Origin of the sequence: Streptomyces sp. NPDC127119, assembly GCF_042677425.1 — a bacterium.
Classification (GTDB): domain Bacteria; phylum Actinomycetota; class Actinomycetes; order Streptomycetales; family Streptomycetaceae; genus Streptomyces.
Map to the genome: position 1 here is coordinate 49,027 of NZ_JBHXTO010000045.1, position 11,023 is coordinate 60,049.

The following is an 11,023-nucleotide window of genomic DNA, read 5'->3' on the forward strand; positions in this document are numbered from 1 at the left end:
ACGAGGGCATCACGGGCCGGTTCTCCCTTGGAAACAGGGAAGAACCGGCCCGGTGTTCGAGCGCTCCAGGGTGATAGAAAGAGCCGTCTGGGAACACTCTCAGGCCCTATGGCAACCACTGTGAGTGCATCGCCTGCTGCGGTGCGTACTGCAGGGCATGGCTAAAAATCAGTGAAGAGGGGGAACGCGCTGATGACTCAGCCGCCTGAAAAGCCGTCGCAGCAGGGCGGGTTCGGAGCGCCGCAGGACCAGCCGCCGCAGGGCGGCTTCGGACCTCCGCAGGACCCGCGGGGCGCCACGCCGCCACCGCCCGCCCAGCCGCCGGCGGCCCCGCCGCCCCCGCAGGGCGCTCCACAAGGCCCCCCGCAGACGCCTCCGCCCCCGCCGCCGCAGGGCGCGCCGGGCACCCCGCCACCGCCCGCGCCCGGTTACGGCTACCCGCAGCAGCCCGGCCCGTACGGGCAGCCCCAGCAGCCCGGTCCGTACGGCTATCCGCAGCAGCCGGGCCCGTACGGCCAGCCCGGTCCCTACGGTCAGCCGCAGCAGCCGGGGCCCTACGGCCAGCAGCAGCCCGGGTACGGCTACCCGACGCAGCCGCAGTTCCCGGGCGGGCCCGGCACCCCGCCCGGCGGCGGCTCCCGCGGCCCCTTCAAGGGCAAGCCCGCCGCGATCATCGGTGCGGCGCTGGCCGCCGTGCTCGTCGTCGGTGCCACCGTGCTCGTCGTCACCAGTGGCGACGACGACGGTGACGGCAAGAAGAAGCCCCTCGCCGACAAGAGCCAGGACGCCAAGCCGTCCGGGTCCGACGCGCCCGTCAACCCCGGTGACGGCGACGGCGACGGCAACGCCGGTTCCGAGGACCTCAACGAGGGCCGCCAGGCCGGTGAGGCGAAGGTGCTCTGGTACAAGGAGGCGCCCGACGCCCCCGGTTCGGGCGCCGACGCCCCCGGCATGTGGATCACCGACAAGGTCGCCGTGAAGGCCGCGTACAAGCAGCTCTTCGCCTACGACGTCGGTGACGGCAAGGTCAGCTGGCCCGCGATCACGTTCCCGCAACCGATCTGTGCCGCGTCCGCCCAGAAGACGTCCGACGACAAGGTCTTCGTGGCGTACAAGGAGGGCACCAAGTCCTCCGCCGAGTGCAACCAGGTCGTGGAGGTCGACCTCGCCACGGGCAAGAAGGGCTGGACCCAGAAGATCCCGAAGGGCGACCTGTTCGACAGCTCCCTCAGCCTCAGTCTGAACATCTCCGGGAACACGCTGCTGGTCGGCCGTTCCATGTCCGGCGTCGGCTACGACACGGGCAGCGGCGACAAGCTCTTCGACAAGAAGAAGTACGGCAACTCCTGCTTCCCGTCGGCGTTCGCGGGCGGCGCCAAGCTGCTCTCCGTCTCCTCCTGCGGCGCGGGCGGCGACGACGAGCACGACGAGGTGCAGGAGCTCGACCCGGCGACCGGCAAGGCCAAGTGGACCAAGAAGATCCCCAAGGGCTGGCGTGTGGAGCGCCCCTACTCCGTCGATCCGGTGGTCCTCTACCTCACCAACGCGGACAAGAAGCAGTGGAACATCACCGCGCTGAAGAACGACGGCACGGCCCGTTCGCAGGTCGACGTCGACGAATCGTTCGCGCCGGAGTGCGGCTGGGCGATCCTCTCGCGTGACCTCCAGGGCTGCGAGGGCGTGACGGCCGACGCCAACACCCTCTATCTGCCGACCGAGGCGAAGAGCGGCGCCAACGAGATCGTCGCGATCAGCCTGGAGAGCGGCAAGGAGAAGTGGCGCGCCAAGTCCCCGGTGGACGATTCGATGGTGCCCCTGAAGACGGACGGCACGGACCTCGTCGCGTACGTGGGGCCCTCGTACGACGCGGGCGGCCGGATCGTCTCGATCCCGACCGGCGGCGGTGCGCACACCCCGAAGACGCTGCTGCAGAACCCGCAGGGCGCGGCGGACGTGGAGAACGGTTTCTTCTCGAAGGCCGTCGACTGGGTGGACGGGCGCTTCTACCTCTCCACCACCCGGCTGACCGGCAACGACCAGTCGAAGGAGAAGCTGATGCTGGCCTACGGCAAGTGACCCGGCCGGTCTCCGCCTCCGCCGGTTCCGCCGCTCGCGCCCTCGGCGGGCGCGACGGCCCCACCCGCGCCTCCGGCGTCACGCGCGTCTCCAGCGTCACACGCATCTCCTGCGTCACACGCGACTTCCGCGCCCTCCGCGTTCCCTCCGTCCCCTTCGCACCCGAGGTACACACGTCATGAGCCAGCCGCCGCCCCCGCCGCCGAACCAGCCGCCCCAGGGTGGCGGTTTCGGCGCCCCGCAGGACCCGCCCCCGGGCGGGTTCGGTCCGCCCACGCCGCCCGCCGGGCCCCCGCAGCAGCCCCAGCCGGGCTACGGCTACCCGCAGGCACCCCCGCCCCAGGCGCCTCCGCAGACCCCGCCCCCGGCCGGCCCGCCCGCCGCGCCGCAGGGCCCGCCGCAACAGCCGTACGGCTACCCGCAGGGACCCCCGCAGCCGCCGACCGTGCCCGGTTACGGCTACCCGGGCCAGCAGCCGCCGCAGGGGTACGGCTACCCGGGGCAGCAGCCCCAGTACGGCTATCCGCAGCCCCACACCATGCCGATGCAGCCGCAGGCCCCCACGGGCGGGAAGAAGTTCGGCGCCCAGGCGGCGATCATCGTCGCGGCCGTGGTGGCGATCGGGCTGATCGTCGGCGGCGGTGTCTGGTACGCGAGTTCGTCCGGCAAGGACGACAAGGACACCTCCGCGGGCCCCGGCGGGACCGACGGCAAGGACGGCGACAACGACGGCGACAACGACGGCGGCAGCACGGGCGGCGGTGGCGGCGGCTCGGAGAAGGTGCCGTCCAGCACCGGTGCGAAGGTCCTCTTCCAGCTGCCCGCGCCCGAGGTCCCCAAGAAGGAGGTCTGGAGCGTGGAGGGTTCCTGGCTGACGGACAAGGTGTACGCCAAGGCGGGCGTACGCAAGGTCGTCGGCCACGACCCGGACACCGGCAAGGAGACCTGGACCCTGCCGTTGACGGGCCTGACCTGCGCCGGCTCGCCCGAGGTGACCAAGGACGGGGTCGCCGTGGTGGTCGCGGAGGACGCCCCGCGCACCAAGGCCGACCCGTACCCGTCGTGCACCGAGGTCACGGCCTTCGACATGAACACCGGCAAGGCGCTCTGGACGAAGTCCGTGGCCCCGGGCGGCGGTGAGAAGGCCAAGTTCAAGGAGGTCAGCATCACCGGCACCACGGTCGCGGCGGGCTCCGGCCTCGACGGCGGCGCCGCCTTCGACATCGCCGACGGCAAGGTCCTGTGGCAGCCGAAGGTCAGCTCGTGCGAGGACGTCGGCTACGCGGGCGGCGAGCAGCTGGTCGCGGTCCGCAAGTGCGGTGACTACGGCAACGAGAAGTACGAGGTCCAGCGCCTCGACCCGAAGACGGGCACCGTCAAGTGGAGCTACAAGCTCCCCTCGGGCATCGACAACGCCAAGGTCATCTCCACCAAGCCGGTCGTCTTCGGTGTGGACTCCGGCGAGATCACCGCGTCCGGCGCGACCGACATCTTCTCGCTGGACGACAGCGGCAAGCTGCGGACGAAGATCACGCTGGAGGACGGCAAGTACGGGCACGACTGCGGTGTGAACAAGGTCCACAGCTGCAAGGCGATCGCGGTCGGCAACGACAAGCTGTACGTGCCCACCAAGCAGCACGAGGGCGACGAGAAGTACAGCCGCGTCAACGAGATCGTGTCCTTCTCGCTGGCCACCGGCAAGTCCACGAGCGACCGGGCCGACGCGGGCGACGGCTACGAGATCTGGCCGGTCCGGATGGACGGCACCGACATCATCGCGTACAAGAACGGCCCCTACGACAAGGGTTCCCAGGTCGTCTCCATCGACGGCAAGTCCTTCAAGGAGACCAAGCTCCTGGAGACCCCGGCCACCGACCAGGTCCGCAGCGCGATCAGCGGAATGGTGCCCAAGTCCTCGGAGATGCTGTACACGGCCGGCCGGCTCTTCATGGCCGAGGACCTGGTCAGCGCCCCGTACTCGAAGGACGAGAAGGACTACACGGCGATCGGGTTCGGCGCCGAGTAGCCCGTGCGACGCTCCCGCGCTCCACGCGACGCCCCCGCCGCCCGCTTCCCGGGCGGCGGGGGCGTCGCGCTGTACTGCCGAAAGGACAGCGGGACAGGGAGGAGTGGGGGCACGGGGGCAGAAGGACAGCGAGACGGCCGGGAAATGGTCCAAGGGCGATACAGGGTGGTCAAACAGTGGTCCGGGTCAGGCTTGTTCGCTGCGGAGTGTGGCAAGTTGCCCCCCTGCGCTCGACGGAGACCCATGATCAAAGGAGACTTCCGGGTGTATACCCGTGTGTCGGGGCGGGGAGGTTGTCTCCCGCGCGCCGTTCCGCGAATGAGATGAATCTTGACATTACGGGGCACTTCTCTCCACTGGGGGGAGCGCAACGTCGAACAAGCGTGTAGCTTCCGGGGGATGGAGAGCCGGGGGGCTCCTATCCATGGGGTACCAGTAGGGATCCTGGGGGGACTGGGGGGTTGGGCTCGATGGGAGTGCGGCTCATGGTGGTCGACGACCACCGACTGCTCGCCGAGGCGCTCGCCTCGGCCTTGAAACTGCGCGGGCACCGTGTGCTGGCCGCGGCCGCGCCCGCCGCGGGAGCGGCGGAGCTGGTGATCACCAGGGCGCCCGAGGTGTGCCTGATCGGTACGGCCACGCCTGCCGAACCGGGCATCTTCGATCCGGTGGTGAAGATCAAACGGGAGCGGCCGCAGGTCGCGGTGCTGGTCCTCGGGCCGGTGCCCAACCCGCGCGGCATCGCCGCCGCGTTCGCCGCCGGCGCCTCCGGTTACGTACGGCACGACGAGCGCATAGAGGGCGTCGAACGCGCCATCATGAAGGCCCGCGCGGGGGAGGCCGCGGTGGCGCCGCAGCTCCTCCAGGGCGCCTTCAGCGAACTGCTCAACCCGGCCGCGCAGCCCGACGACGAGGGTCAGCGGCTGCTCCAGATGCTGACGCCCCGCGAGGTGGAGGTGCTGGTGCGGGTGGCCGACGGCGAGGACACGCGGCTCATCGCGGCCGGCATGGGCATAGCGCCGAGCACCGCCCGCACGCACGTACAGCGGGTCCTGATGAAGCTGGGCGTGGGCTCCCGCCTGGAGGCCGCAGCCCTGGCGGCCCGCACGGGCCTACTGGACCGAGCGGGCCCACTGACCCACCACACACCGGCGAGCCAGACCCCGGACATCTGAGACCTCGATAGGGGCAACCCCCGTCAGGGGCGCGGGGAACGGCGCGCCCGGCCCCCATCGGCCGGCAGGCGACGAGCGCGTTTAGGGCGCGGGGAACGGCGCCACCAGCCCTCACCGGCCGGCGGGCGGCGAGCGTTTTCAGGGGCGCGGGGAACGGCGCGCCAAGCCCCCATCGGCCGGCGGGCGGCGAGCGTTTTTAGGGGTGCGGGGAACGGCGCCACCAGCCCCCACCGGCCCGCGGTGAACGAACCCCCGGAGGGGGAGGGGGGCTCAGGCCCGTCGGCCGTCACACCTTCGTGGGTCCCTCCGCAGAGGATTCGTCCGGCACAGGCGGAGCCGCAGGCCGCAGCCACAGCCAGGCCAGGAAGAACAGGCCCAGGGCCAGCATCCCCAACCCCGTCCAGAGGTTGATGTTCACCCCCTCCGCCTTGTCGATGTCCGCATCGGACGCGGTGATCCCGGCGATCGTCACGATGATCCCGTAGACCACGAAGAGGCCGCCGATGATGCGGCGGATGTCGAAGAGCCGGGCCGCGGTGGCCGACTTTCCCTGCAGTTCGGTGACTTCGCGATGGACGTCACGCTCGGAGTGGTCGCTCATGGGCTGTCGATCCTTCGGTGACGGTGACGGTGATCAGAACGAGAACGGGATGTAGCAGGCGGCGGCCAGGACGACGGCCCCCCAGCCGAGCAGCGCCGGCCTGCGGTACCAGGCGTCGTCGCCCGACCCGGCCGGCTCCTCCATGCCGGGGGAGCTGGTCCCGTACACGAGCCCCCGCAGCTCCTCCTCCGGCTTCGGCGCGGTGAAGAGGGAGACGGCGAACATCACGACCGCGCCCGCCACGAACCCGGCGATCGCGGAGACGAAGTTGGCGCCCTGGTCGGAGGGGATGCCGATGATGTCCTGCTTGTAGAGGACGAAGTAGTTGACCATCGCGGCCGTCGTGCCGGCCAGCAGCCCCCAGAAGCCGGATTTCATGGACGCGCGCTTCCAGAACATGCCGACGATGAAGACGACGAACATCGGCACGTTGAAGAAGGAGAACAGCGTCTGGAGGTAGCTCATGATGTTCGAGAAGGACGAGGCGAGGAACGCCGTGCCGATCGACGCCAGTACCCCGACCGCCGTGATGAGGCGGCCGAAGCGCACGTAGTACGCGTCCTCCTCGTCGCGCTTCACGTACCTGCCCCAGATGTCGTTCGTGAAGACGGTGTTGAAGGACGAGATGTTGGCCGCCATGCCCGCCATGAACGCCGCGAGCAGGCCCGTCACCGCGATGCCGAGGACGCCGTTGGGGAGCAGGTCCTCCATCAGGTACGGGATCGCGTCGTTGTACTGGAGGTCGGAACCGGATGTTCCGATCTTCGGTACGAGCACCGCCGCGACGAGCCCGGGGATCATCACCAGGAACACGATGAAGATCTTCGGGAACGCGGCGATGAGCGGGGTGCGCTGGGCCGCGGACAGGTTCTTCGCGGACAGGGCGCGCTGCACCTCGGCGAAGTTGGTCGTCCAGTAGCCGAAGGACAGCACGAAGCCGAGGCCGAGCACGATGGTCAGCCAGTTCGCGCCGAGCGGGTTGTCGCTGCCGATGCCGGTGCCGCCCCACGCGGTGGTGAAGTCACCGCCGTGGCTCGCCGTGAGGGAGTCGGTCAGACCGTCCCAGCCGCCGACCTTCTTCAGGCCGAGCAGCGTGAGCGGGATGAGCGCGGCGAGGATGACGAAGAACTGCAGCACCTCGTTGTAGATCGCCGACGACAGACCGCCGAGGGTGATGTACGCGAGCACGAAGGCGCCCGCGACGACGATCGACACCCACTCCGGCCAGCCGAGCAGCGCCTCGACGACGATGGCGAGCGCGTAGAGGTTGACGCCCGCGATGAGGACCGCGGCGAACGCGAACAGCACGGAGCTGAGCAGATGCGCGCCCCGGTCGAAGCGCAGCAGCAGGAACTCAGGGACGGACCTGACCTTCGAGCCGTAGTAGAAGGGCATCATCACCAGGCCCAGGAAGACCATGGCGGGGATGGCGCCGATCCAGTACCAGTGCACGGTGTAGACGCCGTACTGGGCGCTGTTGGCGGCCATGCCGAGGATCTCGGTCGCGCCGAGGTTGGCGGCGACGAAGGCGAGTCCGGTGACCCAGGCGGGCAGCGAACGCCCGGAGAGGAAGAAGTCGAGGCTGGTCTTCACCGAGCGGCGGGCGGCGAAGCCGATGCCGAGCACGACGACGAAGTAGATCGCCAGGATCGTGTAGTCGAGCCAGTTGGTCGGGAGCCGCAGCTCCGCGGCCAGGGGGGTGGCCAGGTCCAGGGCCGGGCCAGGGGCCAGGTCCGGGTATGTGGGGGTCTGCATCCTGCTCTCACTTCGTCTTGGTGTTCTTTGTTCGGTTGTGGTGCTGACTTACGTGGGGGTTTGTGGTTTGATGTGTTTGATTCTGTTTATTGGTTTGATCGGGTTAGGGATGGGGAGTCCGGCGTGAAGAAGACCTCGACCCGGCTGGCCGACGGTCGTGAGCTCATCTACTACGACTCGCGCGACGACACCGTGCGCGACGCGGTGGACCGGCGCCCGCTCGACCGGACGGTCACCACTTCGGAGGTACGGCGCGACCCGCTGCTCGGTGACGCGGTGGCCATCGCCTCGCACCGCCAGGGCCGCATCTACCACCCGCCGGCCGACGAGTGCCCGCTGTGCCCGTCCGAGGGCGACCGGCTGAGCGAGATCCCGGACTCGTCGTACGACGTCGCGGTGTTCGAGAACCGCTTCCCCTCGCTGGCCGGGGACTCCGGGCGGTGCGAGGTCGTCTGCTTCACCTCGAACCACGACGCGTCCTTCGCCGATCTGACCGAGGAGCAGGCGGCCCTGGTCCTGGAGGCGTGGACCGACCGCACGGCGGAGCTGTCCCATCTCCCCGCCGTGGAACAGGTGTTCTGTTTCGAGAACCGCGGCGCCGAGATCGGCGTGACGCTCGGACACCCGCACGGGCAGATCTACGCGTACCCCTTCACGACCCCTCGTACGGCCCTGATGCTCCGCTCGCTGGCGGCGCACAAGGAGGCGACCGGCGGGGAGAACCTCTTCGACGCCGTGCTGGAGCGCGAACTCGCCGACGAGCGGGTCGTCCTGGAGACCGAGCACTGGGTGGCCTTCGTGCCGTTCTCGGCGCACTGGCCCTACGAGGTGCACCTGTATCCGCGCCGCCGCGTGCCCGATCTGCTGGGTCTGGACGAGGGCGCGCGCACAGAGTTCCCCCAGGTCTATCTGGAACTGTTGAGGCGCTTCGACCGGATCTTCGGCGAAGGTGAGCCTCCGACGCCGTACATCTCGGCCTGGCACCAGGCGCCGTTCGGCACGCTGGAGGAGTTCGACGGTGTGGTGCGCGAGGACTTCGCGCTCCACCTTGAGCTTTTCACCATCCGCCGCACTTCCGGCAAGCTGAAGTTCCTCGCGGGTTCCGAGTCCGGCATGAACGTGTTCATCAACGACGTGCCGCCGGAGACCGCGGCCCAGCGACTGCGAGAGGTAGCGAGTTCATGAGTGGGAAGTACCTGGTCACCGGCGGTGCGGGCTATGTGGGAAGCGTGGTCGCCCGGCACCTGCTGGAGGCGGGCCACGAGGTGACCGTCCTCGACAACCTCTCCACCGGCTTCCGCGAAGGCGTCCCGGCCGGGGCCGCCTTCGTCGAGGGCGACATCCGCGACGCCGCAGAGTGGCTGGACCCCTCGTACGACGCGGTGCTGCACTTCGCCGCGTTCTCGCAGGTCGGCGAGTCGGTCGTGAAGCCCGAGAAGTACTGGGACAACAACGTCGGCGGCACGATGGCCCTGCTCGGCGCCATGCGCGAGACGGGCGTGCGCAAGCTGGTCTTCTCCTCCACGGCGGCGACGTACGGCGAGCCGGAGACCACCCCGATCACCGAGTCCGCGCCGACGCTGCCCACCAACCCCTACGGCGCCTCGAAGCTGGCCGTCGACCACATGATCACGGGCGAGGCCGCCGCGCACGGGCTGGCCGCCGTCTCGCTGCGCTACTTCAACGTGGCGGGCGCGTACGGCAGCAGCGGTGAGCGGCACGACCCCGAGTCGCACCTCATCCCGCTCGTCCTCCAGGTCGCCCAGGGCCATCGCGACGCCATCTCCGTCTACGGTGACGACTACCCGACGCCCGACGGCACCTGCGTCCGCGACTACATCCACGTCGCCGACCTCGCGGAGGCGCACCTGCTGGCGGTCGCCGCCGCGCAGCCCGGTGAGCACCTGATCTGCAACCTCGGCAACGGAAACGGCTTCTCGGTCCGCGAGGTGATCGAGACCGTCCGCAAGGTGACCGGACACCCGATCCCCGAGGTCGCGGCCCCGCGCCGGGCCGGCGACCCGGCGATCCTCGTCGCGTCCGCCGCCGCGGCCCGCGACCGGCTCGGCTGGAACCCGTCCCGCGCGGATCTCGCGGGAATCGTCGCGGACGCGTGGGAGTTCGCGCAGAACAACGCGAAGGCGGAGGGGCACTAGTGGGGGCACAGGAAGCGGTTCAGCAGGTTCGCGGCGGCTTCGAGAAGCTGTACGGGACGCCTCCCGAGGGGATCTGGGCGGCGCCCGGCCGGGTCAACCTGATCGGCGAGTACACCGACTTCAACGAGGGCTTCGTCATGCCCCTCGCGCTGCCGCACACCGCGGTGGCCGCGGTCTCGCGCCGCGACGACGGGGTGCTGCGCCTCCACTCGGCCGACATCGAGGGCCCGGTCGTCGAACTGCACGTCGACGCACTGGCCCCGCTGACGAACACCAGCTGGGCGGCCTACCCCGCCGGTGTCGTGTGGGTCCTGCGCGAAGCCGGGCACGCGATCACCGGCGCGCACATCCACCTCGCCTCGACGGTCCCGACGGGCGCCGGCCTGTCCTCGTCGGCGGCGCTTGAGGTCGTCACGGCCCTGGCCCTGAACGACCTGTACGAACTCGGCCTCACCGGGCCCGAACTGGCCCGCGTCGCCCAGCGCGCCGAGAACGACTTCGTCGGCGTGCCCTGCGGGGTCATGGACCAGACCGCGTCCGCCTGCTGCACGGAGGGCAACGCCCTCCACCTCGACTGCCGCGACCTGTCGATCCGGCAGGTCCCCTTCGACCTCCCCGCTCAGGGACTCCAGCTCCTCGTCGTCGACAGCCGCGTCAAGCACGCGCTGGGCGACGGGGCGTACGCGGAGCGGCGGGAGGGCTGCGAGGAGGGCGCGCGGCAGTTGGGCGTCCCCTTCCTGCGGGACCTCGCGTACGAGGACCTCGACGCGGCGCTCGCCCGGCTCTCGGACGAGCGGGTGCGCCGCTACGTACGCCATGTGGTGTCGGACGACCACCGGGTGGAGGAGGTCATCGCGCTCCTCGACGCGGGGGACATCCGGGGCATCGGCCCCGTCCTGACGGCCGGCCACGAGTCGCTCCGCGACGACCTCCGCATCTCCTGCCCGGAACTCGACCTCGCCGTCGCCACGGCGAACCAGGCCGGGGCGCTGGGGGCGCGGATGACGGGCGGCGGGTTCGGCGGCTCGGCGGTCGTGCTGGTCGAGGCGGCGGACGCGGACACGGTCACGAAGGCCGTGGAGGAGGCGTTCGCGGCTGCGGGTTACACGGCGCCGCGGGTGTTCCCGGCGGTGCCGTCGGAGGGGGCGCGGCGGGTGGGCTGACGGGTTTTTTCGCCCCCGCCGCCCCTACCCTTCCCGTCACTGTGTCCTCAAACGCCGGACGGGCTGAGAGC

The 11,023-nt window shown here is 70.3% G+C and carries 8 protein-coding genes; 6 read left to right on the forward strand and 2 right to left on the reverse strand.

All coding sequences use genetic code 11. The features are described 5' to 3' along the window. Window positions 1–192: 192 nt before the first annotated feature. The 3 genes from ACFVH5_RS20775 (at window position 193) to ACFVH5_RS20785 (ending at window position 5,277) form a co-directional block, all read left to right on the forward strand. Window positions 193–2,076, forward strand: coding sequence for a PQQ-binding-like beta-propeller repeat protein (locus ACFVH5_RS20775; RefSeq protein WP_385835111.1), 1,884 nt, complete (start codon window positions 193–195; stop codon window positions 2,074–2,076). 178 nt (window positions 2,077–2,254) lie between these two features. Continuing rightward, entirely contained in the window at window positions 2,255–4,102 is a 1,848-nt protein-coding gene (locus ACFVH5_RS20780; RefSeq protein ID WP_385835112.1) for a PQQ-binding-like beta-propeller repeat protein, read from the forward strand. A gap of 470 nt (window positions 4,103–4,572) precedes the next feature. Further along, on the forward strand, window positions 4,573–5,277 hold the full coding sequence (locus ACFVH5_RS20785) for a LuxR C-terminal-related transcriptional regulator (protein ID WP_385835113.1): 705 nt from the start codon (window positions 4,573–4,575) through the stop codon (window positions 5,275–5,277). Between the two features lie 286 nt (window positions 5,278–5,563). Here ACFVH5_RS20785 and ACFVH5_RS20790 read toward each other — a convergent pair whose 3' ends face one another. Beyond that, a complete protein-coding gene (locus tag ACFVH5_RS20790; RefSeq protein WP_385835114.1) occupies window positions 5,564–5,878 on the reverse strand; it encodes a hypothetical protein in 315 nt (104 codons plus the stop codon). A gap of 33 nt (window positions 5,879–5,911) precedes the next feature. Beyond that, window positions 5,912–7,633, reverse strand: a complete 1,722-nt coding sequence (locus tag ACFVH5_RS20795; RefSeq protein WP_385835115.1) for a sodium:solute symporter family protein — start codon at window positions 7,631–7,633, stop codon at window positions 5,912–5,914. 123 nt (window positions 7,634–7,756) lie between these two features. On the opposite strand from ACFVH5_RS20795, the gene galT reads away from it, so the two are divergent. From galT to galK, 3 genes are read left to right on the forward strand one after another with little or no spacing between them, the layout of a single operon-like run. Continuing rightward, window positions 7,757–8,818, forward strand: coding sequence for a galactose-1-phosphate uridylyltransferase (gene galT, locus ACFVH5_RS20800; protein ID WP_385835116.1), 1,062 nt, complete (start codon window positions 7,757–7,759; stop codon window positions 8,816–8,818). Beyond that, window positions 8,815–9,789, forward strand: a complete 975-nt coding sequence (gene galE, locus ACFVH5_RS20805; protein ID WP_385835117.1) for a UDP-glucose 4-epimerase GalE — start codon at window positions 8,815–8,817, stop codon at window positions 9,787–9,789. The genes galT and galE overlap by 4 nt, the downstream gene beginning before the upstream one ends. Further along, window positions 9,789–10,952, forward strand: coding sequence for a galactokinase (gene galK, locus ACFVH5_RS20810; RefSeq protein ID WP_385835118.1), 1,164 nt, complete (start codon window positions 9,789–9,791; stop codon window positions 10,950–10,952). The genes galE and galK overlap by 1 nt, the downstream gene beginning before the upstream one ends. Window positions 10,953–11,023 lie beyond the last annotated feature (71 nt).